Here is a 24,150-nt window from a genome sequence, read left to right on the forward strand (position 1 = left end):
CAGGGCCGCCCGGTCACCCCGTAGACCCGAGCGTTCCCTCCGCGTATCGCGGCCTGATGGCACGTCATACAGCGGCGTACAAACAGGAGTTGAGCGAACGGCACTGGTGATTTCGCCGATGCACGCATTCCGGTTCCCTCGCGACAGTGGCGGCTGTCACTGACCCAGGTGGCGTCGTACGGAGCCGGCACGGCCCGCGGACAGGGCCGGTGAGCCGTCGGTTTCGTGCGGCGCGGCCTTCCACGAGAGGAACCCCCCGTCGTGCAGCAGTTCACCGACGAGAGCCGCACCACGCCCCTCGCCTCTGCCCCCGTTCCCGCGCAGCGCAGCCGCCGTTCCCGCGGCCTGCGCGCCGCCCTCGCCGGGTTCCTGGCCGTCGGCGCCCTGATGACCTCGCAGACCGTCACCGCCCACGGCGCCGACAACCCGTACGAGCGCGGGCCGGCCCCCACCCAGTCCAGCATCGAGGCCTCCCGCGGTCCCTACGCCGTCTCCCAGACCTCCGTGTCCTCCCTCAGCGCCTCCGGCTTCGGCGGCGGCACCATCTACTACCCGACCACCACGAGCGACGGCACGTTCGGCGCGGTGGTCATATCGCCCGGCTTCACCGCGTACGAGTCCTCCATCGCCTGGCTCGGACCCCGCCTCGCCTCCCAGGGCTTCGTGGTGTTCACCATCGACACCCTCACCACCCTCGACCAGCCCGACAGCCGCGGCCGCCAACTCCTCGCCGCACTCGACCACTTGACCCAGCGCAGCACCGTGCGCAGCCGTGTGGACGCGAGCCGGCTCGGGGTCATGGGCCACTCGATGGGCGGCGGCGGCACGCTTGAAGCCGCCAAGAGCAGGCCCTCGCTCCAGGCCGCGATCCCCCTGACCGGCTGGAACACCGACAAGACCTGGCCCGAGATCCAGACGCCCACGCTCGTGATCGGCGCCGACGGGGACACCATCGCTCCGGTGTCCTCGCACTCCGAGCCCTTCTATCAGAGCCTGCCGTCCTCGCTGGACAAGGCCTACCTGGAACTCAACGGCGCGAGCCACTTCACGCCCAACACCTCGAACACCACCATCGCGAAGTACAGCATTTCCTGGCTGAAGCGCTTCATCGACAACGACACCCGCTACGAGCAGTTCCTCTGCCCGCTGCCGCGCCCGAGCCTGACGATCGAGGAGTACCGGGGCAACTGCCCGCACTCGGGCTGACCCGCTCCTGGACGGCGGGGTTCCGCAGGGGGTTACGCGGCAGTAGCGTGAGGCGCGTGACCCCTGCGGACCGGTGGGAACCCGTATCCCCGCTGTACGGCAGAGGCCGCGAACTGGCCCGGTGCGCACGCGAGTTGGAGCGCCTCCGGGTCGGTCGCGGCCGGTCGCTCGTGCTCACGTCGGACCCCGGACTCGGGCGCACGGCGCTGCTGCGGCACCTCGCCGCCACCTTCCGCGGCGGGACGGCCCGCCTCGCCCCGGCCGTCCCGCCCCACGGCCCCCGCGACGAACTCCTCGGCCTCCTCTACGGCGGTACGGCGGCCGAGCCGCTGCGCACCGCCCTGCTCCGTGCCGCCCGCGAACAGCCCCTCCTGGTCTGCGTGGACGACCTGCACCTGTGGCCCGCGGACCCGCGCCGCGCCCTGTGCGGCCTGGCGCGCTCGCTCACCGCCGCACCGGCACCGCTCGCCCTGTTCCTGTCCGTGGCCGCCCACCGCGCCGCCGCCGTCCCGGACGAACTGCCCGTGCTGCGGCTGGACCCGCTGGACGACGCGGCAGCCCACGCGTACCTGACCCGCCTCACCGCAGGGCGGCGCCTCCCCTCCGCGACGAGCGCCCGACTCGTCCACGAAGCGGCCGGAAGCCCGCTGGTTCTCCAGGAGTTGGTGGAGGGGCTCCGGGGCCGTGACGGCGAAGACGGTGCTGACCGTGAGGGCGATGGCGGCTCCCCGGATACGGGTGATACGGGGGATGCGACTGACGCGGTTGACGTGGCTGACATAGGGCGAGCCGGCTCCCCACCCGCCACCCGCCCCGCTCGCGCCCTGCGCCTCGTCGTCGCCGCCGAGCGGGCGCGGCTCGCGGGCCGGCCCGAGCAGGCGGCCCGGCTGCTCGGCCCCGTACGGCGGCTGTCGCTGCCCGACGAAGTGACCGGGCAGGCCCAACTCGTCCACGGGCTCCTGGAGTCGGGCGAGGGCCCGGTGGCCGACGCCCGCGCTTCGCTGCTGCTCGCCGCCCGGCTGCTCACCCCGCACGACCCCCGGCAGGCCCTGCGCGCCCGGCTCGCCGCCGCCGAGGCCTCCTGGGCGATGGGGGATGCGGCCGCGTACCGCGAGGCACTCGTCCCGCTGGCCGGACCCACGGGCGTACCGGGGGGCGAGGGTGCGTTCGCCACGCAGCTGCGGACGTATCTGCGCGGTATGGACGCCGTGTTGAGCGGCGACCCGCACGCCTTCGCCGCGGGACGCGGCACCCTGCGCAGCGTCGTCGAAGCCGCCGAGAGCGCGGACGCGGCGGAGGCCGCGACGGACGAGGCCGAGCTCCTCGTGTGCGCAGGCGCCGCCGCGCTCGTCGTCGGCGACCTCACCGCGGCCTGCCGGCTCGGCAGCCGGGCCCTCGCCGTGGCCCGGGCGCGCGGCCGCTTCACCGTGGTGCCGAAGGCCCTGGAGCAGCTCGCGTACGGGGAGTTGCGGGCCGGCCGGCACGCGCGGGCCCGCGCACACGCCGAGGAGGGCGTGCGCGCCTCCCGCCGCACAGGCCGCCGCAACGACCTCGCCCACCACCACGCGATCCTCGCCCTTGTCGCCTCGCTCGACCAGGACGCCCGTACGGTCGCGCAGTACGCCGCGGCCGCCGAGGAGACCGCCGTGCGCCACGGGCTCCTCCAGGCCGAGACCCTCGCGCAGTGGGCGCGGGCCCGCGCCGACCTGGCCCGCGGCCGCCCGCAGGAGGCGGCGGCCCGGCTGCATCCGCTGCTCGCGCAGGGCCGCGCCCGGGGGCACTTCGCGGTACGGATGCTCGCCGTGCCCTGCTTCGTCGAGGCGTCCGTGCTCGCCGGGCGGTCCGACGAAGCCCGGGCCGCGGTGGGGGAGTTCGCGCTGTGGGCGGGGTTCGGGCACGACCCGCAGGCCCCGGCCCAGCTGCTGCGCTGCCGTGCCCTGCTGGCCGCCGACGAGGATCCGGACCGTGCGGCCGCCCTCTACCCCGAGGCCCTGGCCCGGCACGATGCGGCGGACGGCGACTTCGAGCGCGCCCGCACCGCCCTCCTGTACGGCAAGTGGCTGCGCCGGGCCCGTAAACCCGCCAAGGCGCGCGACGCCCTGCGGGACGCGCTGATCGCCTTCGAACGGTGCGGCGCCGGTGCCTGGGCCGCCCAGGCGGCGGCCGAGCTCCGGGCCACCGGCGAGGCCGCCGCGCCCCAACTCCCGGACACCTTGGACGGGTTGACCCCGCAGCAGGTGCGGATCGCCCGCCTGGTGGCCGAGGGCGCCACGAACCGCGAGGTGGCCCGCCACCTGTCCGTCAGCCCGCGCACCGTCGACCACCACCTGCGCAACGTCTTCGCCGCGCTGGGGGTCCGCTCCCGCGTGGAGCTGGCACGTGCGGTGACGCGGGCGGACGGGGCGCGGACGGACGCCTAGCAGAGGCCGCCGTGCGCCCGCAGCCGAAGAATCCTCGCCCGGACGCGAATCCTTTCCGCGCCCGCCCGTCTCTCATCCACGAACCGGCCGTACGGGCCGGACGGAACCAGGAGGAGACGTACAGGATGGTCACTGGCCTCATCGTGATCGGCGCCCTGCTCGTGGGCGCGTGCAGTCTGCATCTCATGCGGCGTTACAGGAGCCGGAGTTGAACCGACGCTTCACCTGGCCGGACGAGCGGCTGATCAAGGCCGCCCAGGACGGCGACCACAGCTCGCTGACCACCGTCGTCATGGAATCGCAGCCGCACGTACGGAAGTTCGCCCGCTCCCTGTGCGCCTCGCCGCAGGACGCGGAGGACGCCGCGCAGGAGGCGCTGATCATCCTCTACCGGAAGATCGGCACGCTGCGGGCCACGGGGGCGCTCGCCTCGTGGATGTTCCGGATCGTGCGCAACGAGTGCCTTCGGCAGCTGCGGACGCTCACGGCGCCCGGCGGTACGGCACCCGAACAGGTCGAGCAGGTCGAGCAGGTCGAGTCGTCCGCGGAGCACGCCGTGCTGCACCGCCTGGAAGCCGAGCGGATCGCGGCCGCGGTGCGCGCGCTGCCCCGCGACCAGCGGCAGGTCCTGATCATGCGGGACATCCAGGGCCTGCCGGGCCGGACCGTGGCCGCGGCGCTCGGCCTGAGCACGGCGGCCATGAAGTCCCGGCTGCACCGCGCCCGCGCGGCCCTCAGGGACGCATTGGACGCCACGGAGAGAGGAGAGGTACAGCCATGAGCACCCCACAGCCCCGTGACTACGCGAGCAGCTCCGTCCCGCGCCACCTCGCACGCGGAGCCGTCGGCTTCGGGCTGATCGCCGGCGCGCTCGCCCTGGTGCCCTTCGCCGGACCCCTCGCCCTGCTCGGGGCCCTGCCCGCGCTGATCGCCTTCCGCGGCTGCCCCACCTGCTGGGCGGTCGGCCTCGTGCAGACCGTCTCGCGGGGAAGGCTGCGGCGGCAGTGCACGGACGGGGTCTGCACCCTCACCCGGTGACGGCCGGGGCCCTCACCCGGTGACCCGTGGAGCCCGCCGGGGGCGGCGGGCGGCTCAGAGGCCGAGCTGCTTGGCCCCCTGGAGCCGCTCGATCGCTTCCTTGTCGCCCTCCACCTCGACCTTCGCCGCCTCCTGGCGCCCGAAGACGTACATCGTCAGCTCACCCGGCTCACCGGTCACCGTCACGACCGGGGTGCCGCGGTGGGCGACGACCGTCTGGCCGTCGGGGCGGCGCAGGACCATGCCGACGGGGGCCTTGCGGCCGAGCAGGCGGGCCGACTTCTCCAGGCGGGACCACAGCGCGTTCGAGAACACCGCGTCCAGGGTGCGCGGCGACCAGTCCTCCTGGGCGCGGCGCACGTCCTCGGCGTGCACGTAGAACTCCACCGCGTTCGCCGCCTCGTCCACCTGCTTGAGGGAGTACGGCGAGAAACGCGGCGGACCCGTACGGATGAGCTGGATCAGCTCCTCGTACGGCTTCTCCGTGTACTCCGCCATCACCTTCTCCAGGCGGCTCTCCAGCGCCTTGATCAGGATGCCGCCCGCGGCGTCCGCGCGGCGCTCGCGCACCACGACGTGCGCGGCGAGATCCCGCGTCTTCCAGCCCTCGCACAGAGTGGGCGCCTCGGGGCCCGCGGCCTCCAACAGATCGGCGAGGAGCAGCCGTTCACGCTTGGCATGGGTCGACATGGTGGCCAGCGTACGTCCGCCCAGGCCCGACGGCCATGGGACGCCCGCTCCGTGCGGCCCGTCCGGGTCCCGGACAGCGGCCCGGAAGCCGGCCCGGATCACGCACAATGGGCCCCATGACCAGCACCCCCCGGCCCAGCGACCTCGACCCGGAGATCGCCGCGCGGCTCAAGCGCAGCCCCGACGGACTCGTCCCGGCGATCGCCCAGCAGTACGACACCGGCGAGGTGCTCATGCTGGGCTGGATGGACGACGAGGCGCTGCACCGCACGCTCACCACCGGACGCTGCACGTACTGGTCGCGCAGCCGCCAGGAGTACTGGGTCAAGGGCGACACCTCGGGTCACTTCCAGTACGTGAAGTCGGTCGCCCTCGACTGCGACGCCGATACCGTCCTCGTCAAGGTCGACCAGGTCGGCGCCGCCTGCCACACCGGCGCCCGCACCTGCTTCGACGCCGACGTGCTCCCGCTCACCCAGCCCTGATCCGCGTACGTACAACTGGTTAAGGTCACCGCCCATGGACCTCGAGACGTTCCGCAAGCTCGCCACCGACCGCCGGGTGATCCCGGTCAGCCGCCGCCTCCTCGCGGACGGCGACACCCCGGTCGGGCTCTACCGCAAGCTCGCGGCGGAACGCCCCGGCACCTTCCTGCTCGAGTCCGCCGAGAACGGCCGCTCCTGGTCGCGGTACTCGTTCGTGGGCGTGCGCAGCGCCGCCACGCTCACCGAGCGCGAAGGCCGGGCGCACTGGCTGGGCACCCCGCCCGTCGGCGTGCCGGTCGACGGCGACCCCCTGGAGGCCCTGCGCGCCACCGTCGAGGCCCTGCACACCCCGAACGACGTGGCCGGGGCGGAGGGGCTGCCGCACCTGTCGGGCGGCATGGTCGGCTACCTCGGCTACGACATCGTGCGCCGCCTGGAGAAGATCGGCCCCGGTGAGCGGGACGACCTGAAGCTGCCCGAGCTGACGATGATGCTCGCCAGCGACCTGGCGGTCCTCGACCACTGGGACGGCAGTGTCGTCCTGATCGCCAACGCCATCAACCACAACGACCTCGACACGGGCGTGGACGAGTCCTACGCGGACGCCGTGGCCCGCCTCGACGCGATGGAGGCCGACCTCTCGCGGCCGCTCGCCCAGCCGCCCGCGGTGCTGCCGCCCTCCGAACTCCCGGAGTTCTCCGCGCCGTTGTGGGGCGGCGAGCAGTACCAGGACGCCGTCGAGGACATCAAGGAGCGCATCCGCGCGGGCGAGGCCTTCCAGGTCGTGCCCTCGCAGCGCTTCGAAACCGCCTGCACGGCAAGCGCGTTGGACGTCTACCGGGTGCTGCGGGCCACCAACCCGTCCCCGTACATGTACCTCTTCCGGTTCGAGGACTTCGACATCGTGGGCTCGTCCCCCGAGGCCCTGGTCAAGGTCGAGGACGGCCGCGCGATGGTGCACCCCATCGCCGGTACGCGGCCGCGCGGCGCCACCCCGCAGGAGGACCAGGCGCTCGCCGACGAGCTGCTCGCCGACGCCAAGGAGCGCGCCGAGCACCTCATGCTGGTCGACCTCGGGCGCAACGACCTGGGACGCGTCTGCGCCCCCGGCTCCGTCGAGGTCGTCGACTTCATGTCCATCGAGCGCTACTCGCACGTGATGCACATCGTCTCCACCGTCACCGGCCGGGTCGCCGAGGGCCGCAGCGCCTTCGACGTGCTCACCGCCTGCTTCCCCGCCGGCACCCTCTCGGGCGCCCCCAAGCCGCGCGCGATGCAGATCATCGACGAGCTGGAGCCCTCCCGCCGGGGTCTGTACGGCGGCTGTGTCGGATATCTCGACTTCGCCGGCGACTCCGACACCGCCATCGCCATCCGTACGGCCCTCATCCGCGACGGCGTCGCCTACGTGCAGGCCGGGGCCGGTGTCGTCGCCGACTCGGACCCCGTCGCCGAGGACACGGAGTGCCGCAACAAGGCCGCCGCGGTGCTGCGCGCGGTGCACACCGCCAACCGCCTGAACCGCACGGCGGCCGGTGAGGGATAGTGGAGGGGTGACTGCCGTACCCAAGGCCCGCACCTCCCCGGACTCCGACGCGGCCAAGACCTCCTCACCGGGCGGCCGCCGCAGCCTGGCCGCCGCCCTGCTGCTCGGCGCGCTCGGCGCGACCGTCGCGCTGCTCGCGTCCCGTCAGCCCTGGGCCGAGGGCGAGGCGCAGACCGTCGGCGGCGCGCTGCACCAGAGCGCCACCGGCAGCGACGTGACCGGGGTGCCGGCGGCCCTCGCCATAGTGGGCCTGGCCGCACTCGTCGCCGTCTTCGCCGTACGCCGCTCCGGCCGCGTCCTCGTCTCGCTCCTGCTCGCCCTGAGCGGCGCGGGCATCGTGGCGGCCGGCCTGCTCGGCGCCTCGGACACCGCGGCACTCGACGAGAAGGCCGCCACCGTGACCGGCGACGCCACCGCGCAGATCTCCGCCGTCTCGCACAGCGTCTGGCCGTACGTGGCCTGCGCGGGCGGCGCGTTGCTCCTGGTCGCCGGCCTGCTCGCGCTGCGCTTCGGCTCCCGCTGGCCCGCGATGGGCGGCCGCTACGAGCGCGGCTCCGGCCCCCGTACCCGCAAGCAGAAGGTCGACCCCGACCGCCCCGAGGACCTGTGGAAGGCCCTCGACCGCGGCGAGGACCCGACCGGCTGAGGGCGAGGACCCGACCGGCGGAACCGGCGGCGACGCACCGCACCACACCAACCGCGGGCCCGCGCGCAGTTCCCGCCCCGCCATGCGCGACAATGGGCGCAAGCTTTCGGAGAACCCGCGGACCCTCACCCCCGAGCTCGTCGAGCAGGGGGCACCCCAGGGGCAAGTAACAAGGAGAACGTCATGGCCCATGACCACGGACACACCCCGGCTGCCTGGGCCGGCTCGATCATCGCGTTCATCGGCTTCTGCGTCGCCGGTGCCTTCATGGTGATGGACAACCCGATCGGCTTCTGGGCCGGTGCGATCGTCATCGCCGCGGGCGGTGTCATCGGTGGTGTCATGCGCGCGGCCGGCATGGGCCAGAAGCCCAAGCGCCAGATCCTCGTGAACGAGAGCTGAGCCGGCCTCTTTCCCCTGCACGGTGGGGCGTGACCCGGTCGCCGGGTCACGCCCCATCTGCATGCCGTGGCGCAGTACGGCACCTGGCTCCCCTGCATGCGGCCGCGCCGTGCGCACCCGGCCCGCACACCGGGCGCCGCCGCACGCGCCGGGGCAGAATGCGGGAGTGACCGCAGAACGCACCGCGCAGCCGCAGGGCCCGCCCCCGCCCGGCCCGCCGCACGCGCCCCCGCCCGGCCTGCCGCACGCGCAGCCGCCCGGCCCGCCGCACGCGCAGCCCTCCGGCCCGCGGCAGTCCTTTGGACCGCAGCAGCTGACCGGGGAGCCGCAGCAGCTGACCGGGGAGCCGCAGCAGCCGTCAGGGGACCCGCAGCAGCCGTCAGGGGACCCGCAGCAGTGGAGCCCGCAGCCCGCGGCGCCCCGCACCGCCGCGCGGGGACGCCGACTGCTCGGCCCGGTGGCCGCACTCGCCGCCACCGCCGCGGCCGTCGCGTACGTCGGCTCGGTCGACCCCAACGAGCCAGGCCACTACCCGGCCTGCCCGCTGCTGCGCACCACCGGCCTGTTCTGCCCCGGCTGCGGCGGCCTGCGCTGCGTCCACGCCCTCGTGCACGGCGATCTGCCCGCCGCCCTGGGCGCCAACGCGATGGCGGTCGTGGGCTTCGTGATCGCCGCGTTCGTCTGGATCCTGTGGCTGCGGCGCGCGTGGCGCGGCGGGCCCACCGGGTTCACGGTCCGCTCGTCGTACGCGTGGGCCTTCGGCGGACTGCTCGCCGTCTTCACTGTCGTACGGAATCTGCCGTTCGGGGATTTCCTGCACCCGTGACCGGCGGGGTCCGGGCGCCGCCGCGTGCCAGGTATGTCCAGGAAGTGGGACCGGCGTCAACCGGATGCGGGCCCTTCGCCCTCCTGCGGATACCATCGCAGTGGCCCTCGGTACTCCGTCCGGACCGAGAGGGCGCCGACACCGACCGACGCCCGTTGCCATGACCGCCGCTACGGAAGGGGACCACTCGCGTGAGTGTGCTCGACGAGATCATCGAAGGCGTCCGCGAGGACCTCGCCGAACGGCAGGCGCGCGTCAGCCTCGAGGAGCTCAAGGAGCGTGCGGCGAAGGCCCCCCAGGCCAAGGACGGGGTCGCGGCCCTGCGCGGCGACAGCGTCAAGGTGATCTGCGAGGTCAAGCGCTCCAGCCCGTCGAAGGGCGCGCTCGCCGCGATCGCCGACCCGGCCGGGCTCGCCGCCGACTACGAGGCGGGCGGCGCCGCCGTCATCTCCGTGCTCACCGAGGAGCGCCGCTTCGGCGGCTCGCTCGCGGACCTGGAGGCCGTGCGCGCCAAGGTGGACATCCCGGTCCTGCGCAAGGACTTCATCGTCACCTCGTACCAGCTCTGGGAGGCCCGTGCCTACGGTGCCGACCTGGTGCTCCTGATCGTCGCGGCCCTCGACCAGGAGGCCCTGGTCTCCCTGATCGAGCGCGCCGAGTCCATCGGTCTGACGCCGCTGGTCGAGGTGCACGACGAGGACGAGGTCGAGCGTGCGGTGGAGGCCGGCGCGAAGATCATCGGCGTCAATGCGCGCGACCTCAAGACCCTCAAGGTCGACCGCGGCACCTTCTCGCGGGTCGCCCCCGAGATCCCCGACCACATCGTCAAGATCGCCGAGTCCGGCGTCCGCGGTCCGCACGACCTGATCGCGTACGCCAACGACGGCGCCGACGCCGTGCTCGTCGGCGAGTCCCTGGTCACCGGCAAGGACCCGCGGTCCGCCGTCGTGGACCTGGTCGCCGCCGGCGCCCACCCCGCCCTGCGCCACGGACGGGGCTGACAGCTCACCATGCCCATCGCCCGCCGCCTCGCACCCGGTTGCCGCCCTCGCGGCTGCCGGGCGCCCGCGCGGCGTGTGCACGGGCGCCGGGTGCGCTACGTGATCGGGGACGAGCCCGGTCAGATCAACGGGATGCGATGGCCCGGGCGGACCGTCCGCCCGTAAGCCGTCGGCTGCCACCCCTTCGTGCGGTGGGCGGCTCCGTCGGGCGATCCCGTCATACCCTGACCCTCGCAAACCCGACATCCGGGGCAGCTGCGCCTGTCCCGACGTAGGAGCATCTCGTCATGCCCAGCGACAACAACGCGTTCTTCGTACCCGAACCCCAGGGTCAAGTGCCCACCCCCGAGGGCTACTTCGGTAAGTTCGGCGGCAAGTTCATCCCCGAGGCGCTGGTCGCCGCCGTGGACGAAGTGGCCGTCGAGTTCGAAAAGGCCAAGCAGGACCCCGAGTTCGCCCGCGAGCTCAGCGAACTCCTGGTCAACTACACCGGCCGTCCCAGCGCCCTGACCGAGGTGCCGCGCTTCGCGCAGCACGCGGGCGGCGGCCGTGTCTTCCTCAAGCGCGAGGACCTCAACCACACCGGCTCGCACAAGATCAACAACGTGCTCGGCCAGGCGCTGCTCACCAAGCGCATGGGCAAGCCGAAGGTGATCGCCGAGACCGGCGCCGGCCAGCACGGCGTCGCCACCGCCACCGCCTGCGCGCTCTTCGGCCTCGAATGCACCATCTACATGGGCGAGATCGACACGCAGCGCCAGGCGCTCAACGTCGCGCGCATGCGGATGCTCGGCGCCGAGGTCATCGCCGTGAAGTCCGGCTCGCGGACCCTGAAGGACGCGGTGAACGAGGCCTTCCGCGCCTGGGTCGCCAACGTCGAGGACACCCACTACCTCTTCGGTACGGCCGCGGGCCCGCACCCCTTCCCGGCCATGGTGCGCGACTTCCAGCGCATCATCGGCGTCGAGGCCCGCCGCCAGATCCAGGAGCGCGCGGGCCGGCTGCCGGACGCGGCCGTCGCCTGCGTCGGCGGCGGCTCCAACGCCATCGGTCTCTTCCACGCCTTCCTCGACGACACCGACGTACGGCTCATCGGCGCGGAGGCCGGCGGCCACGGTGTCGAGAGCGGCGAGCACGCGGCCACCCTCACGGCCGGCGACCCCGGCATCCTGCACGGTTCGCGTTCGTACGTGATCCAGGACGAGGAGGGCCAGATCATCGAGCCCTACTCGATCTCGGCCGGGCTCGACTACCCGGGCATCGGCGCGGAGCACGCGTATCTGAAGGACAGCGGGCGCGCCGAGTACCTCCCGGTCACCGACGACGAGGCGATGCAGGCCCTGCGGCTGCTCTCGCAGACCGAGGGCATCATCCCGGCCATCGAGAGCGCCCACGCCCTCGCGGCCGCCCTGCGGATCGGCCGGGACCTCGGTGAGGACGGCCTGATGGTCGTCAACCTCTCCGGACGCGGCGACAAGGACATGGACACGGCGGCCCGGTACTTCGGGTACTACGACGCTTCTGAGAACGCGGGGGAGTCCAAGTGAGCGGGAACATCGAGCTGTTGAACACCGCCCTCGCCGGGACGAAGGCCGAGGGCCGGGCAGCGCTGATCGCCTACCTGCCCGCCGGCTTCCCCTCCGTCGACGGCGGCATCGACGCCGTCAAGGCCGCCTTCGAGGGCGGCGCGGACATCGTCGAGGTAGGACTGCCCTACAGCGACCCGGTGCTCGACGGACCGGTCATCCAGACCGCCGACGACATCGCGCTGAAGAACGGCCTCAAGATCGCCGACGTGATGCGCACGGTCCGCGAGGCGCACGAGGCCACCGGCAAGCCCGTCCTCGTCATGACGTATTGGAACCCGATCGACCGCTACGGCGTCGAGCGCTTCACCGCCGAGCTCGCCGAGGCGGGCGGCGCGGGCTGCATCCTGCCCGACCTGCCGGTCCAGGAGTCCGCGCTGTGGCGCGAGCACGCCGCCAAGCACGACCTCGCCACCGTCTTCGTGGTCGCGCCCAGCAGCAAGGACGCGCGTCTGAAGGAGATCACCGCGGCGGGCTCCGGCTTCGTCTACGCGGCCTCCCTGATGGGCGTCACCGGCACGCGCGAGTCCGTGGGCGAGGCGGCCGAGGACCTGGTGCAGCGCACCAAGGCCACCACCGACCTGCCCGTCTGCGTGGGTCTCGGCGTCTCGAACCGCGAACAGGCCGCGGAAGTCGCCCAGTTCGCGGACGGGGTGATCGTCGGCTCGGCGTTCGTCAAGGCGATGCTTGACGCCCCGGACGAGGCGGCGGGCGTGGCGGCCGTCCGCCGGCTCGCGGGTGAGCTGGCGGAAGGTGTCCGCGCGAAGCGGAGCTGATCGCGTACGCCGCTCATCCATACGGGTGGACATGGGACCGGGGAGGCACGCTCGTGCCTCCCCGGTTCGTTTGCGGATTGTGAGCGAGAAGAACCGTGAGGGAAAGCGTGCCGCCCGCGACCGGCTGGCACAGGAGCGGGAACAGCAGAAGGCCCGTGACAAGCGTCGTCGTGCCCTGATCGTGGTCAGTGCCGTGGTAGGTGTGCTCGGTCTGGCCGCCATCGCCGGAGTGATCGCGGCCAATGCGGGCGGGGACAAGAAGGACACCTCGGGCCCGGTGGTCCCGCCCGCAGGGGCGAGCGGCGAGGACAAGCTGGTGATCCCGGTCGGCAAGGACAGCGCCAAGTCCACGCTCACCGTCTGGGAGGACTTCCGCTGCCCGGCCTGCGCCTCCTTCGAGGCCCAGTACAGCCCGACGATCAACGAGCTCGCCGAGAAGGGGCAGCTCAAGGTCGAGTACCGGCTGGCGACGATCATCGACGGCAACATGGGCGGGACCGGGTCGGTGAACGCGGGGAATGCCGCGGCCTGCGCCCAGGACGCCGGGAAGTTCACGGCGTACCACGACGTCCTCTACAAGAACCAGCCGGAGGAGACGGACGACGCCTTCGGCAAGGACAGCCGGCTGCTCGAGCTCGCGAAGGAGGTCGAGGGCCTCGACAGTGCGGACTTCAAGAAGTGCGTCGAGGACGGCACGCACGCGAGCTGGGTGAACAAGTCGAACGACGCTTTCCGCGCCGGCAAGTTCACGGGCACGCCGACCGTGCTGCTCGACGGCAAGAACATCTTCGCGGACCAGAAGAACCCGCTGACGCCCGAGCAGCTGAAGAAGCAGGTGGAGGAGGCGGCCGAGTAGCCGCCGCGGCGACCCTGCGAAGGCCCCGTCCGGTCCCGGGCGGGGCCTTTCCGTCCGTACGCGTCTTCACAGGGACGGGGCGGCGGGCTTGTTATCAGGCCGTTAGGCCAGCCGGAGTGCCGCGTACCGGACCCGGCAAGGTAGCGTCGACCCCGCCATGGAAATCCTTGCATCGATCCCCAGCCCGTCGAAGGGTGAAATCGACCTCTTCGGCCTTCCTCTGCGCGGCTACGCCTTCGCCATCATCATCGGTGTCTTCGTCGCCGTATGGATCGGCGGCAAGCGCTGGGTCGCCCGCGGCGGCAAGCCCGGCACGGTGGCCGACATCGCCGTGTGGGCCGTGCCCTTCGGCCTCATCGGCGGCCGCCTCTACCACGTGATCACCGACAACGACCTCTACTTCGGTGAGGGTCGCAACTGGGTGGACGCGTTCAAGATCTGGGAAGGCGGCCTCGGTATCTGGGGCGCCATCGCCCTCGGCGGACTCGGCGCCTGGATCGGCTGCCGCCGCCGCGGCATCCCGCTGCCCGCCTGGGCCGACGCGGTCGCGCCGGGCATCGCCCTCGCGCAGGCCATCGGCCGCTGGGGCAACTGGTTCAACCAGGAGCTGTACGGACGCGCCACCGACCTGCCGTGGGCCCTCGAGATCACGCGCTCCGACGGCGGCCGCGTGCCGGGCACGTACCACCCGACCTTCCTCTACGAGTCGCTGTGGTGCATCGGTGTCGCCCTGCTCGTCATCTGGGCCGACCGGCGCTTCAAGCTCGGGCACGGGCGGGCGTTCGCGCTGTACGTGGCCGGGTACTGCGTGGGCCGCGGCTGGATCGAGTACATGCGCGTGGACGACGTCCAGCTGAACGATGTGCTCGGGCTGCGGTTCAACGTGTGGACGTCGATCGTGATGTTCGTGCTGGCCGTGGCGTACATCGTGGTGTCGGCTCGGGTGCGGCCGGGGCGTGAGGAAGTGGTGGAGCCGGAGCGGGGTGGGTCCGGCTCCGACGGCTCGTCGGACTCGTCCGACTCGGAGGGTGACAAGGTCACGTTGTCCAAGGGCGCTTCGGGGTCCGAGGACGAGGGCTCTTCGGATGCCGATGCCGATGCCGACGCGGACGCCGACGTCAAGGATGAGGCGGGGTCGGCCAAGGGCTGAGCCGGTTGGGTTGTGCTGAGGCCGTCGGACCTGTGCGGGTCCGGCGGTCTTTGCTTTCCCCCACCCCGCCCCTCCCCGAAACCGAGGGCTCCGCCCCCGGACCCCCGCATCCGAACTTCGTTCGGATCGCCTCAAGCGCCGGCGGGGCTGAGATGTTCATCCGGGCTGAGATGCTCACCCCGGCTGAGATGCTCATTCGGGCTGAGAGCCGCCACCACCTCGCCCTCCTCCACCGTCCCCGTCGGCCTGAAGCCCAGGGACTCGTACAGGGCGGCCGCCGCGGTGTTCGCCGGGGCGTAGGACAGGCGCGTGGTGAAGTGGCCGGGCTGGGCGGCCAGCCAGGGGAGGAGGGTGCGCATCGTGGTGCGGGCCAGGCCCTTGCCCTGTTCCGAGGCGTCGATGAGCAGGCCCCCGATCCAGTGCGAGCCGTCCTGGTCGCGGGCCCACATGACGTGGCCCACCACGGTGTCGTCCGCGTGGACCGCCAAGGAGGTCCAGGTGTCCTCGAGGAGGGAGAGCAGGAGGTAGCGGGCCGCGAGGGCCGGGGCGAAGGCGCGCTGGGAGACGTGCGGGGCCATGTCGGCGACGGACCGCCAGGTGTCCGCGGTCACCTCGTGCAGGGTGACGCGGCGGCCCGTGGCGTCCCGGAGGTTCTCGGAGATCATCGCCGCAGCGTAGGCATCCGGGGAGCGGTGGGGAAGCGAATTACGTGGGTGTGCGGCGGGACAATGCCAGGGTGCGTTCTGCTGCGGATACCACTGCCGCGTCCACGAAGCGGCCGTCCGGCAGGGCCAGGGCGCCGGTGTCCGTGGGGGCCGCCGCGATGATTTCCCGGGCCGCGGTGACTTCCGCCGGGGTCGGCAGGTACGCCGCCTCGATCACCGGGAGCTGGCGCGGGTGGATGGCCGCGCGGCCCAGGAAGCCGAGTGAGCGGCCGTGGGCGCAGGAGGCCGCGAGGGCGTCCAGGTCGTGGATGTCCGGGTGGACGGACTGGGGCGGCGCGGGGAGGCGGGCGGCGCGGGCCGCGCAGACGATCCGGCTGCGGGACCAGTCCAGGGCCGAGTCCAGCGTGACGCCGAGATCGGCGCGCAGGTCCGCCTCGCCCAGCGAGATGCCCCGCAGGCAGGCGTGCGCGGTCGCGATGGCGTACGCCTGCTCGACGCCCGCCGCCGATTCCAGGAGCGCGAACAACGGGGGAGCGTCGGCCCGTTCGGCCACCTCGGTGATCTGGGCCGGTGAGGTCACCTTCGGCAGGCGCAGGCCCGAGAGTCCCGGTCGGCCCGCGAGCGCCTCGATGTCGAGGGCCGACAGCGGTCCGTTCAGGGCGTTGATGCGGACGTGGACCGGGACCGGTTGGCGCTCGGTGAGGAGTTCGGCGGTGGCCGCACGGGCGTACGCCTTGCGGTCGGGCGCCACCGCGTCCTCCAGGTCCACGATCACCACGTCCGCGCCCGCGTAGAGCGCCTTGGCGACGCGTTCGGGCCGGTCCCCGGGGACGTAGAGCCAGGTGAGCGGGATCTTCCCGGTGGAGTGGGCAGGCCGGTTCGCGGTCATACGGCGCCCTCCGTGCGCAGCTCCTCGATCTCGCCCGCGGACAGGCCCAGTTCGGCAAGGACCTCGTCCGTGTCGGCGCCGTGTGCGCGGCCCGTCCAGCGGATACCGCCCGGGGTGTCGGAGAGGCGGAAGAGGACGTTCTGCATACGGAGCGGGCCGAGGTCGGGGTCGTCGACGGTGGTGACGGTGTCCAGGGCCGCGTACTGCGGATCGGCCATGACATCGCGTACGTCCTGGACGGGGGCCACGGCCGCCTCGGCCCGTTCGAAGGCCGTGACGACCTCGGCGCGGGAGCGCGCGGCGATCCACGAGCCGACGGCCTCGTCGAGCACATCGGCGTGGGCGGCGCGGCCCGCGCCCGTGGCGAACCACGGCTCCAGGCTCAGCTCGGGCCGGCCGACCAGCTGCATCACGCGCTCCGCGATCGACTGCGCCGATGTGGACACCGCCACCCACTTCCCGTCCGCCGTGCGGTAGGTGTTGCGCGGCGCGTTGTTCGTCGAACGGTTGCCGGTGCGCGGCTGTACGTGGCCCAACTGGTCGTACCAGAGGGGCTGCGGGCCGAGGACCGTGAGGATCGGCTCGATGATCGCCATGTCCACCACCTGGCCGCGGCCGGTGTGCTGCCGTCCGGCCAGCGCCGTCATCACCGCGTACGCCGTGGCGAGACCCGCGATGGAGTCCGCGAGACCGAAGGGCGGCAGCGTCGGCGGGCCGTCCGGTTCCCCGGTGATGGCCGCGAACCCGCTCATGGCCTCGGCGAGTGTGCCGAACCCGGGCCGGTGCGCGTACGGCCCGAACTGCCCGAAGCCCGTGACGCGGGTCAGGACGAGCCGGGGGTTCACCTCGCTCAACTCCTCATAGCCGAGGCCCCACTTCTCCAGCGTCCCCGGCCGGAAGTTCTCGATGACGACGTCGGCGGTCGCGGCCAGCTTCAGGAGCGTCTCGCGGCCGCCCTTCGTCGACAGGTCGAGCGTGATGGTGCGCTTGCCCCGGCCGAGCAGCTTCCACCACAGGCCGATGCCGTCCTTCGAGGGCCCGTGGCCGCGCGAGGGATCGGGCTTGCGGGGATGCTCCACCTTGATCACTTCGGCACCGAAGTCGCCGAGCATCGTGGCGGCGAGCGGCCCGGCGAACAAGGTGGCCAGGTCGAGGACGCGCAGACCGGTGAGCGGGGGAGCGGGGAGGGGGGTGGGGACGGAGGCTGAGCTGGGTGCGGGTGCGGGTGCGGGTGCCATGAGGTCCTTTGACGTGCGTGCTGAGGGTCGTGCCAGGCCCGACGGGCGTACGAGGGCGGCGCTTACGGCCGTACGAAGGCGGCGCTTAAGGGCGTACGAAGGCGTCGATCTCCGCGCGAGCCGGCATCGAGGCCGAGGCGCCCGGACGGCCGACGGACAGCGCCGCCGCGGCCGAGGCCCAGGCCAGTGCCTCCGGCACCGCCCGGCCCTCGCCGAGTGCCACGGCGAGCGCGCCCACGAAGGTGTCGCCCGCCGCCGTGGTGTCCACGGCCTTCACCTGCGGCGCGGGCACGGTGAGCCGGGTGCCGGAGCGGTCGGCGTACAGGCTGCCCGCCGAGCCGAGCGTGATGATCAGCTCCGGTACCTGTTCGAGCAGCGCCTCGGCGGCCTCGTGCGGGTCGGTGCGGCCGGTGAGGGCGGCGGCCTCGTGCTCGTTCGGCACCAACAGGTCGACGGCGGCGAGCAGTTCGGGCGGCAGCGGCTGGGCGGGAGCCGGGGTCAGGACCGTCCGTACGCCCCGCTCGCGGGCGGTCCGCGCGCCGACGAGCACCCCTTCGAGCGGGATCTCCAGCTGGAGCAGCAGGGTCCGGGCCGCCTCGATGGCCTCCGCGTCGCCGGGGGCGAGTCCCGTCACCGTCGCGTTGGCGCCCGGGACGACCACGATCGCGTTGCCGCCCTCGTCGTCCACCACGATGTGCGCGGTGCCGCTCGCCCCTTCGACCGTGCGCAGACGGCCGGTGTCCACGCCGGACTCGCCGAGCGCGCCGCGCAGCCGCACCCCGAAGTCGTCGGCGCCGACCGCCCCGATCATCGTGACGTCCCCGCCCGCGCGGGCCGCGGCGATGGCCTGGTTGGCGCCCTTGCCGCCGGGGATCGTGCGGAACTCCCGTCCGGTGACGGTCTCCCCGCGGTCCGGTGCCTTCGCCACGTAGGCGACGAGGTCCATGTTCGTGGAGCCGAGTACGGCGATACGCGGTGTGGGTCTCATGGGCGTCGGGCCTCCCGGTCGGTGAGCTGGGCGAGGGTGTCGAAGCCGATGCCGTCGAAGCCGGCGACGGTGGTGGACAGATGGTTGCGCAACGGGTCCGTCCAGCGCGCGGGCAGCCGGTCGGCGTGTCCGGCGATCAGCCCCGCGACCGAACCGGCCGTGGCGCCGTTGGAGTCGGTGTCCCAGCCGGCCGACACCGCGCGCGTGACGGAGTGCGTGAAGTCCCCGTCGGCGTGGGTGAGGGCGGCGGTGATCGCGGCGGTGTTGGGGATGACGTGCACCCAGTGGTGGCCGGCGTGGGTGCGGTGCAGCTCGTCGACCACGGTGTCGAAGTCGGCGGTGGCCGCGGCCAGTCGGCGGGCGTGGGTGATCGCGTGGTGCAGCTGTGTGTCCTGCGGTACGACGCCGAGGCCGGCCTCGATGGCCCGGTGGACGTCGGCCCCCGTGGCGGCCTCGGCGATCACGGCCGCGATGAACTCGGCGCCGTGCACGCCGTTTCCGGTGTGGCTGAGCTCGGCGTCACGGCGTGCTTGTGCGGCTGCCGCGTGCGGATTCCCGGGGTTGGTCCAGCCGTGGATGTCGGCGCGGATCAGGGCGCCGATCCACTCGCGGAACGGGTTGCGGTGGCGGGCGGTGTGCGGGGGCTCGATGCCGTCGAGGAGGTTGCGGTAGGCGACGCGTTCGGCGGTGAAGGTGCGGCCCGCGGGCAGTTCGTCCAGCCAGAGCTTGGCGACGTCGGTGGTGGTGAACGCCTTGCCGTGCCGCTGGAGCAGGAGGAGGCCGAGGAGCGGGTAGTTGAGGTCGTCGTCCTCGGGCATGCCGTCGATGTTCTCGGCGAGGGAGGTGGGGGCGCTGCGCCGGTTCCAGGGGTAGCTGCGGAGTACGTCCGCGGGGACGCCGCGTTCCGTGAACCAGGTGTTCAGCGGCCAGTTGCCGGCGGCCTGCGCGAGTCTGCGGATGCCTTCGAGAGGCAGCTTCTCCACCGGCTTGCCGAGAAGGCAGCCGACGGCCCGGCCGAGCCAGGCCGCGTGGAGGCGGTGCAGGTGGGCGGGGTCGGGCAGGGGAGCGGGAGCGGCAGTATCGCGTACTGGTACGCGGGGAGTGCCGTGCTGTGCGGAGGCCAGCTCGTCAAGCAGCCGGAGCGCCAGCCCGCGCAGCGCCGGATCCGTCAACTCCGCCGAGGCGCCCGCCCGTTCCGGCGCCGGATGGCCGCCCGCCGCCAGCCAGCGCGTCCGCGCCGAGGAGACGTCGTATCCCTCCAGCGCCAGCTGGCGCAGCTCGTGCCCGATCAGGTCCTCCGGCTGCACCCACGTCAGGCGGAGCATCACCGCGCGTCCGACAGCACGGAGAACGCGGCCTCGTGGGCGCGCCGGCGCGCGAGGTCGCGGGTGAAGATCTCGCGGGCCACCCCGGTGAGCGCCGTCGCCGGTGCCGACAAGTCGACACGGCTGGCCTCCGCCACCGTCTTCGCCCACTCGGCCGGCACCTCCGCGCCCAGCGCACCCGCCATCGCCCCGCTCATCGTGGCGATGGAGTCGCAGTCGCGGCCGTAGTTGACCGAACCCAGGACCGTGGCGCGGTAGTCGCCGCCGCCGATGAGCAGCATGCCGAGGGCGATGGGGAGTTCCTCGATGGAGTGCAGCCGGGAGGGGCGGCGGGCGCCGAGCGACGGGGCGCGGTAGTCCGGGCCCACCGTGTCGAAGGGCTCGACGGCCGCCCGCAGCGGGGCGAGGGCCGGTTCGAAGGAGTCGTACGAGGCCGCGGCCTCGCAGACCGCCTCGATGGCCGCACGCGTGCCGTCCTTCGCCAGGGACAGGCAGGTCTCGACCACGGAGGCGGGGGTCGCTCCCGGGGTGCAGGCCGCCGCCACACCGGCCGCGAACACACCCGCCGCCTCGCGGCCGTACGAGGACTGGTGGGCGCCCGCGATGTCCAGGGCCTCGGCGTAAGCGCCCGCCGGATTCCCGGCGTTGACCAGGCCGACCGGCGCCATGTACATCGCCGCACCGCAGTTGACGATGTTGCCCGACCCCGCCTCGCGCGGGTCCACATGCCCGTAGTGGAGCCGGGCCACCAGCCACTTCTCGGCGAGGAACACGCGCTGGAGGGGCAGCGCCTCGGCCTCCAGCTCCGGGATCCAGCGCGGGGTGCCGATGAGGTCGGGCACCAGGTGCTCGGCCACGGCGTACGCGTCGAGGTGGTCGCGCACCTTCTCGTACACCCTGATCAGCGCGTGCGTCAGCAGGGTGTCGTCCGTGATGTGGCCGTCGCCCTTGTGGTACGGGGCGATCGGGCGGGCTGTGCGCCAGTCCTCGAACCACGGGCCGACGATGCCGTGGACCCGGCCGCCGTGCCGCTCCAGGATCTGCTCGGGGCTGTACCCCTCGACCGGTCCGCCGAGCGCGTCGCCGACCGCGGCGCCGGTCAGGGCGCGGCCGATGCGGTCGTCGAGACCCGCATCGAGACCCGCGCCGAAGCCCGCCTCGCGTGCACCTTTCGTCTCTGTCATGGGTGAATTGTCCACCCGGGGCGGTCAGTTACCGGTCTGCGGCGAGGAGCTCGGCGAGTTGGCCGGCCAGCGCGACCAGATCGGTTCCGGCGAGCCGGGGGAGCGCGCAGCCCGAGAGGGTGCGGCAGGCCGCGCGCCAGGAGTCCGGCACGCCCGCCGCGCCCCCGTACGCACCGGCCAGCGCACCCGCGAGCGCCGGGGCCGAGTCGGCCACCCGGGACAGGCAGGCCGCGGCCGGTACGGCGCCGGAGAGCGAACCGCGGGCCGCGGTGGTCAGGGCGAGCGCCACGGGGACGGTCTCGGCGGCCGCGATCCCGTAGCTGTAGACGTGGTCCACGATCTGGTGCTCCAGGACCGGGATGAGGGAGAACGCGTCGTCGGCGTCCCGGGCGAGCTTCACCGCATGCTGCGCGTTGCGCCCGATCTCCGTGCCGTCCGGGAGCTGTTCGAGCGCCGCGTCCACGGCGGCCCCGATGTCCCAGCCGCCCAGCAGTGCCGCGCTCGCCGCGGCCATCGCGCGCGCTCCGTGCACCCCGTCGCCGTCCTGGGTGTAGCGGGCGTCGAACTCGGCGAGTTCCGCGGCCTGTTGGGGGTCGCCGGGGTGAACGAGGGCGAGCACACAGCCTCGTACGCAGGCCGCGTCGTCGAAGTAGTGCGGATTGTCGTGGCCGGTGGCGGGCGGACGCAGACCGCCCGCGAGATTGCCGAGACCGGCGCGTACGGAGATGCGGGCCCGCAGCGGCACCACCGCGGACTCGATCTCGGGGGCGCGCTGTTCGGCCTCCGCGATCTGCGCGGCGAGGGTCTGCCAGGTGTGGTCCACGGCGGCGCGGACGCGCAGCGCGGGCTCTCCCGTGGCGGCGGACTTGAGCAGCGACACGGCCGTGAACGCCGCCCACTCCGCGTCGTCGGAGGGCCCGAGCTGAAGGGGCTCGGGCGGCTGGTTGAGAGCGATCGGGACGGGGAGCGTGGTGGTGGCGTTCTGCTCGGCGAAGGTGTCGAGTTCGCGGGTCAGGCGCCTGGTCCACTCCGGCATCCGGGCCGCGCGGTGCCGGGCGGCGGGCCAGCCGGCGGCGTCTCCGGCGGCGAGTCCGAGGAGCAGTCCCTCGATACGGGAAGCGGCGCAGGTACGGGAGGAGGTTCCGGCAGCGGTCATCGCGCGGGGGCCTCCTCGTCGTCCGGCGTGAGCAGGTCCGCGACGTCGAGGATGTGGTGGCCGGCCATGGACGGCAGGCAACTGCCGCGTACCGGCCCGATCGCGTGCGCCCACGACGCGGGGATGGCCTCCTCGCCCTGGAGCGCCCCCGCCAGAGCGCCCGCGAGCGCCGCCGTCGTATCGGCGTCGCGGCCCATGTTCACCGCCGTGAGGACGGACTCGCGGAAGTCGCCGCGGGCGGCCGCGAAGGCACCGAAGGCCAGGCCGACCGCCTCGGGCGCGAGGTCGGTCCACGGGTAGCCGCCGATGACGACCGCGTTGCGGACCGCGCGTTCGCCCGAGGGGGCCGCGATGACCGCGCGGCGCAGCGAGCGGGCCGTCCAGGAGTCCATGGGGATGACCGAGAGCGCGGCGCCGATGACACCCGCAGGGCCCGCGCCGTCCATCGCGGCCGCGACCCCGGCCGCCACGGCCTGGCCGCCGTAGATGCCCTCGCCCTCGTGGCTGACCGAACCGTCGATCGCGACGAGGCGTGCGGCCTCGGCCGGCGCGCCCGCCGCGTACACCCCGAAGGGCGCGGCCCGCATCGCGAGCCCGTCGCTCCAGGCGTGGCGGTGCTGGGCGGTGACCGGGGCGGCGAGGCCGCGGCGGAGGTTCTCCAAGGTGCCGCGTTCGCTGAAGCCCGCGCCCTTGAACGGGCCCTCGTCCAGGTCGGCGATCCACTGGTGCCAGGCCGTCTCGGCGCGGGCCGTGGTGAGGGCCGAGCCGAAGCGGGCGAGGAGCAGGCCCGAGAAGATCGCGTACTCGGTGTCGTCGGTCCCTGCGGGATCGTCGACCACGAAGTCCTCGATCCGGCCCCAGCGGGCGCGGATCTCGGAGGGCTTGAGGTTCTCGGCGGGCGCGCCCAGGGCGTCGCCGACGGCGAGTCCCAGGAGGGCGCCACGGGCGCGGGTGCGCAGGGTGCGGGTGCCGTCGGGCACCGCCTGTTCCTGCGGAACGTATGCAATCGGCTGCTGCATGGCTCATGCGTTCCACGCCGCCTGCCCGCGCTGCGGATATGGGCGCTTATGTCACCCCTTCGCGCCGCCGGAGAACCCGGCTCGAACGGCGGTCAGCCAGGCCTGCCTTACCAATCGTTAGACAAGGTAAGTATGGCCTTCCTTGCTGGCAGGAGCCATTTTTCGCGCGTACTTTCGAGGTCGTACGGCAGTGAGAAGGGGCCGTACGGCACAGTGGAAAAGGGGGACCTGGAACATGGCGATCATCGAGACCGAAGCGACCCTCCACGAGGCGCACCGCGACAACCACACGCACCGCGACGTGAACGGCGGCTGGCTGCGACCGGCGGTGTTCGGCGCGATGGACGGACTGGTGTCCAACCTCGCGCTGATGACCGGTGTCGCGGGCGGCGCGGTCTCGCAGCAGACCATCGTGATCACCGGGCTCGCGGGCCTGGCGGCCGGTGCGTTCTCGATGGCCGCCGGCGAGTACACCTCCGTGGCCTCCCAGCGCGAGCTGGTCGAGGCGGAACTGGACGTGGAGCGCCGCGAGTTGCGCAAGCACCCCGACTGCGAGGAGCGCGAACTCGCCGAGCTGTACGTGTCGCGCGGAGTCGAGCCGCACCTCGCGCGCGAGGTGGCCCGGCAGCTGTCGAAGGACCCGGAGCAGGCCCTTGAGATCCACGCGCGCGAGGAGCTGGGCATCGACCCGGACGACCTGCCCTCGCCGCTGGTCGCGGCGGTCTCGTCCTTCGGCGCCTTCGCGCTCGGGGCCCTGCTGCCCGTGCTGCCGTATCTGCTCGGGGCCACCGCCCTGTGGCCGGCCGTGCTGCTCGCGCTCGTCGGACTCTTCGCCTGCGGCGCCGTGGTCGCCAAGGTGACCGCGCGCAGCTGGTGGTACAGCGGGCTGCGGCAGCTGGCGCTCGGTGCGGCCGCGGCGGGTGTGACGTACGTCCTCGGCACCCTGTTCGGAACCGCCGTAGGATAAGGCCTTGCAGGTCTATGCGGCAGCTGGCATAAGTAGTCGTTACCGAGCGGTTTCGATCCCATGACAGCAGGGCATGAGCCGTAAGCGCCGT

Annotated in this window: 24 protein-coding genes and 1 pseudogene; 16 read left to right on the forward strand and 9 right to left on the reverse strand. The window is 73.1% G+C overall.

Annotated elements, in window-relative coordinates; translation table 11 throughout:
* Window positions 1-261 precede the first annotated feature (261 nt).
* From bdeA to BLT97_RS13925, 4 genes are all read left to right on the forward strand, one after another.
* Complete coding sequence (bdeA, locus tag BLT97_RS13910; RefSeq protein WP_483883498.1) at window positions 262-1,206, forward strand: alpha/beta hydrolase family protein; 945 nt, start codon at window positions 262-264, stop codon at window positions 1,204-1,206.
* A 56-nt stretch (window positions 1,207-1,262) separates the two neighbouring features.
* Entirely contained in the window at window positions 1,263-3,626 is a 2,364-nt protein-coding gene (locus BLT97_RS13915; protein ID WP_176953758.1) for a LuxR family transcriptional regulator, read from the forward strand.
* 208 nt (window positions 3,627-3,834) lie between these two features.
* Window positions 3,835-4,407, forward strand: a complete 573-nt coding sequence (locus tag BLT97_RS13920; RefSeq protein ID WP_093609707.1) for an RNA polymerase sigma factor — start codon at window positions 3,835-3,837, stop codon at window positions 4,405-4,407.
* Window positions 4,404-4,664, forward strand: a complete 261-nt coding sequence (locus BLT97_RS13925) for a hypothetical protein (protein WP_093609709.1) — start codon at window positions 4,404-4,406, stop codon at window positions 4,662-4,664. The genes BLT97_RS13920 and BLT97_RS13925 overlap by 4 nt, the downstream gene beginning before the upstream one ends.
* Window positions 4,665-4,718: 54 nt before the next feature.
* On the opposite strand, the gene BLT97_RS13930 is transcribed toward BLT97_RS13925, so the two are convergent.
* Complete coding sequence (locus tag BLT97_RS13930) at window positions 4,719-5,354, reverse strand: TIGR03085 family metal-binding protein (RefSeq protein ID WP_093609711.1); 636 nt, start codon at window positions 5,352-5,354, stop codon at window positions 4,719-4,721.
* 116 nt (window positions 5,355-5,470) lie between these two features.
* Between BLT97_RS13930 and hisI the strand changes: the two genes are divergently transcribed.
* The 11 genes from hisI (at window position 5,471) to lgt (ending at window position 14,628) form a co-directional block, all read left to right on the forward strand.
* Window positions 5,471-5,839: a phosphoribosyl-AMP cyclohydrolase gene (gene hisI / locus BLT97_RS13935; RefSeq protein WP_093609713.1), complete on the forward strand. Its 369-nt coding sequence runs from the start codon at window positions 5,471-5,473 to the stop codon at window positions 5,837-5,839.
* 34 nt (window positions 5,840-5,873) lie between these two features.
* A complete protein-coding gene (locus BLT97_RS13940) occupies window positions 5,874-7,385 on the forward strand; it encodes an anthranilate synthase component I (RefSeq protein WP_093609715.1) in 1,512 nt (503 codons plus the stop codon).
* 7 nt (window positions 7,386-7,392) lie between these two features.
* Window positions 7,393-8,031, forward strand: coding sequence for a TIGR02234 family membrane protein (locus BLT97_RS13945; protein ID WP_093609717.1), 639 nt, complete (start codon window positions 7,393-7,395; stop codon window positions 8,029-8,031).
* 183 nt (window positions 8,032-8,214) lie between these two features.
* Window positions 8,215-8,433: an HGxxPAAW family protein gene (locus BLT97_RS13950; protein ID WP_093609719.1), complete on the forward strand. Its 219-nt coding sequence runs from the start codon at window positions 8,215-8,217 to the stop codon at window positions 8,431-8,433.
* A gap of 166 nt (window positions 8,434-8,599) precedes the next feature.
* Window positions 8,600-9,259, forward strand: a complete 660-nt coding sequence (locus BLT97_RS38990) for a DUF2752 domain-containing protein (protein ID WP_342742731.1) — start codon at window positions 8,600-8,602, stop codon at window positions 9,257-9,259.
* A 191-nt stretch (window positions 9,260-9,450) separates the two neighbouring features.
* Window positions 9,451-10,260, forward strand: a complete 810-nt coding sequence (trpC, locus tag BLT97_RS13960) for an indole-3-glycerol phosphate synthase TrpC (protein ID WP_093609721.1) — start codon at window positions 9,451-9,453, stop codon at window positions 10,258-10,260.
* Between the two features lie 9 nt (window positions 10,261-10,269).
* Window positions 10,270-10,425 (forward strand): tryptophan biosynthesis modulator TrpM, encoded by a 156-nt coding sequence (trpM, locus tag BLT97_RS39100; RefSeq protein ID WP_425442705.1) that lies wholly within the window; start codon window positions 10,270-10,272, stop codon window positions 10,423-10,425.
* A gap of 122 nt (window positions 10,426-10,547) precedes the next feature.
* The gene (trpB, locus tag BLT97_RS13965; RefSeq protein ID WP_093609723.1) at window positions 10,548-11,807 is read left to right on the forward strand and encodes a tryptophan synthase subunit beta; all 1,260 of its coding nucleotides are present in this window, start codon (window positions 10,548-10,550) and stop codon (window positions 11,805-11,807) included.
* Window positions 11,804-12,622 carry a tryptophan synthase subunit alpha gene (gene trpA, locus BLT97_RS13970; RefSeq protein ID WP_093609725.1) on the forward strand — a complete coding sequence of 273 codons (819 nt, stop codon included), beginning with the start codon at window positions 11,804-11,806 and terminating at the stop codon, window positions 12,620-12,622. The genes trpB and trpA overlap by 4 nt, the downstream gene beginning before the upstream one ends.
* A 79-nt stretch (window positions 12,623-12,701) precedes the next feature.
* Window positions 12,702-13,478, forward strand: a complete 777-nt coding sequence (locus BLT97_RS13975; RefSeq protein ID WP_093609727.1) for a DsbA family protein — start codon at window positions 12,702-12,704, stop codon at window positions 13,476-13,478.
* Between the two features lie 157 nt (window positions 13,479-13,635).
* Window positions 13,636-14,628, forward strand: coding sequence for a prolipoprotein diacylglyceryl transferase (lgt, locus tag BLT97_RS13980; protein ID WP_093609729.1), 993 nt, complete (start codon window positions 13,636-13,638; stop codon window positions 14,626-14,628).
* Window positions 14,629-14,759: 131 nt separating this feature from the next.
* Here lgt and BLT97_RS13985 read toward each other — a convergent pair whose 3' ends face one another.
* From BLT97_RS13985 to BLT97_RS14020, 8 genes and pseudogenes are all read right to left on the reverse strand, one after another.
* Window positions 14,760-15,293, reverse strand: coding sequence for a GNAT family N-acetyltransferase (locus BLT97_RS13985; RefSeq protein ID WP_093609731.1), 534 nt, complete (start codon window positions 15,291-15,293; stop codon window positions 14,760-14,762).
* A gap of 40 nt (window positions 15,294-15,333) precedes the next feature.
* Window positions 15,334-16,182, reverse strand: a complete 849-nt coding sequence (locus BLT97_RS13990) for an HpcH/HpaI aldolase/citrate lyase family protein (RefSeq protein WP_093609733.1) — start codon at window positions 16,180-16,182, stop codon at window positions 15,334-15,336.
* Complete coding sequence (locus BLT97_RS13995; RefSeq protein ID WP_093609735.1) at window positions 16,179-17,420, reverse strand: CaiB/BaiF CoA transferase family protein; 1,242 nt, start codon at window positions 17,418-17,420, stop codon at window positions 16,179-16,181. Before BLT97_RS13995 ends, BLT97_RS13990 begins: the two co-directional genes overlap by 4 nt.
* A gap of 85 nt (window positions 17,421-17,505) precedes the next feature.
* A complete protein-coding gene (gene rbsK, locus BLT97_RS14000; RefSeq protein WP_093609737.1) occupies window positions 17,506-18,408 on the reverse strand; it encodes a ribokinase in 903 nt (300 codons plus the stop codon).
* Window positions 18,405-19,733 carry an ADP-ribosylglycohydrolase family protein gene (locus tag BLT97_RS14005; RefSeq protein ID WP_093609739.1) on the reverse strand — a complete coding sequence of 443 codons (1,329 nt, stop codon included), beginning with the start codon at window positions 19,731-19,733 and terminating at the stop codon, window positions 18,405-18,407. The genes rbsK and BLT97_RS14005 overlap by 4 nt, the downstream gene beginning before the upstream one ends.
* Complete coding sequence (locus BLT97_RS14010; protein ID WP_093609741.1) at window positions 19,733-20,917, reverse strand: ADP-ribosylglycohydrolase family protein; 1,185 nt, start codon at window positions 20,915-20,917, stop codon at window positions 19,733-19,735. Before BLT97_RS14010 ends, BLT97_RS14005 begins: the two co-directional genes overlap by 1 nt.
* A gap of 28 nt (window positions 20,918-20,945) precedes the next feature.
* Window positions 20,946-22,073 (reverse strand): ADP-ribosylglycohydrolase family protein, encoded by a 1,128-nt coding sequence (locus BLT97_RS14015; protein ID WP_093609743.1) that lies wholly within the window; start codon window positions 22,071-22,073, stop codon window positions 20,946-20,948.
* Window positions 22,073-23,092: pseudogene (locus tag BLT97_RS14020) on the reverse strand (ADP-ribosylglycohydrolase family protein); the annotation flags it as partial. The gene BLT97_RS14015 and the pseudogene BLT97_RS14020, both read right to left, overlap by 1 nt.
* Before the next feature lie 235 nt (window positions 23,093-23,327).
* On the opposite strand from BLT97_RS14020, the gene BLT97_RS14025 reads away from it, so the two are divergent.
* Window positions 23,328-24,059 carry a VIT1/CCC1 transporter family protein gene (locus BLT97_RS14025; RefSeq protein ID WP_093609747.1) on the forward strand — a complete coding sequence of 244 codons (732 nt, stop codon included), beginning with the start codon at window positions 23,328-23,330 and terminating at the stop codon, window positions 24,057-24,059.
* Window positions 24,060-24,150: the final 91 nt, after the last annotated feature.

It is taken from the genome of Streptomyces indicus, assembly GCF_900100315.1.
Classification (GTDB): Bacteria; Actinomycetota; Actinomycetes; order Streptomycetales; family Streptomycetaceae; genus Streptomyces; species Streptomyces indicus.

What these genes read in the sequence shown, in the direction of transcription:
- BLT97_RS14015 (WP_093609743.1), bottom strand. Translation starts at nt 22,073, where the DNA reads ATGACCGCTGCCGGAACCTCCTCCCGTACCTGCGCCGCTTCCCGTATC.
- hisI (WP_093609713.1), top strand. Translation starts at nt 5,471, where the DNA reads ATGACCAGCACCCCCCGGCCCAGCGACCTCGACCCGGAGATCGCCGCG.
- BLT97_RS14010 (WP_093609741.1), bottom strand. Translation starts at nt 20,917, where the DNA reads ATGACAGAGACGAAAGGTGCACGCGAGGCGGGCTTCGGCGCGGGTCTC.
- trpB (WP_093609723.1), top strand. Translation starts at nt 10,548, where the DNA reads ATGCCCAGCGACAACAACGCGTTCTTCGTACCCGAACCCCAGGGTCAA.
- BLT97_RS13930 (WP_093609711.1), bottom strand. Translation starts at nt 5,354, where the DNA reads ATGTCGACCCATGCCAAGCGTGAACGGCTGCTCCTCGCCGATCTGTTG.
- BLT97_RS13985 (WP_093609731.1), bottom strand. Translation starts at nt 15,293, where the DNA reads ATGATCTCCGAGAACCTCCGGGACGCCACGGGCCGCCGCGTCACCCTG.
- BLT97_RS13995 (WP_093609735.1), bottom strand. Translation starts at nt 17,420, where the DNA reads ATGGCACCCGCACCCGCACCCGCACCCAGCTCAGCCTCCGTCCCCACC.
- BLT97_RS13940 (WP_093609715.1), top strand. Translation starts at nt 5,874, where the DNA reads ATGGACCTCGAGACGTTCCGCAAGCTCGCCACCGACCGCCGGGTGATC.
- BLT97_RS13925 (WP_093609709.1), top strand. Translation starts at nt 4,404, where the DNA reads ATGAGCACCCCACAGCCCCGTGACTACGCGAGCAGCTCCGTCCCGCGC.
- BLT97_RS14005 (WP_093609739.1), bottom strand. Translation starts at nt 19,733, where the DNA reads ATGCTCCGCCTGACGTGGGTGCAGCCGGAGGACCTGATCGGGCACGAG.
- trpM (WP_425442705.1), top strand. Translation starts at nt 10,270, where the DNA reads ATGCCCATCGCCCGCCGCCTCGCACCCGGTTGCCGCCCTCGCGGCTGC.
- lgt (WP_093609729.1), top strand. Translation starts at nt 13,636, where the DNA reads ATGGAAATCCTTGCATCGATCCCCAGCCCGTCGAAGGGTGAAATCGAC.
- BLT97_RS14025 (WP_093609747.1), top strand. Translation starts at nt 23,328, where the DNA reads ATGGCGATCATCGAGACCGAAGCGACCCTCCACGAGGCGCACCGCGAC.
- BLT97_RS13990 (WP_093609733.1), bottom strand. Translation starts at nt 16,182, where the DNA reads ATGACCGCGAACCGGCCTGCCCACTCCACCGGGAAGATCCCGCTCACC.
- BLT97_RS13950 (WP_093609719.1), top strand. Translation starts at nt 8,215, where the DNA reads ATGGCCCATGACCACGGACACACCCCGGCTGCCTGGGCCGGCTCGATC.
- rbsK (WP_093609737.1), bottom strand. Translation starts at nt 18,408, where the DNA reads ATGAGACCCACACCGCGTATCGCCGTACTCGGCTCCACGAACATGGAC.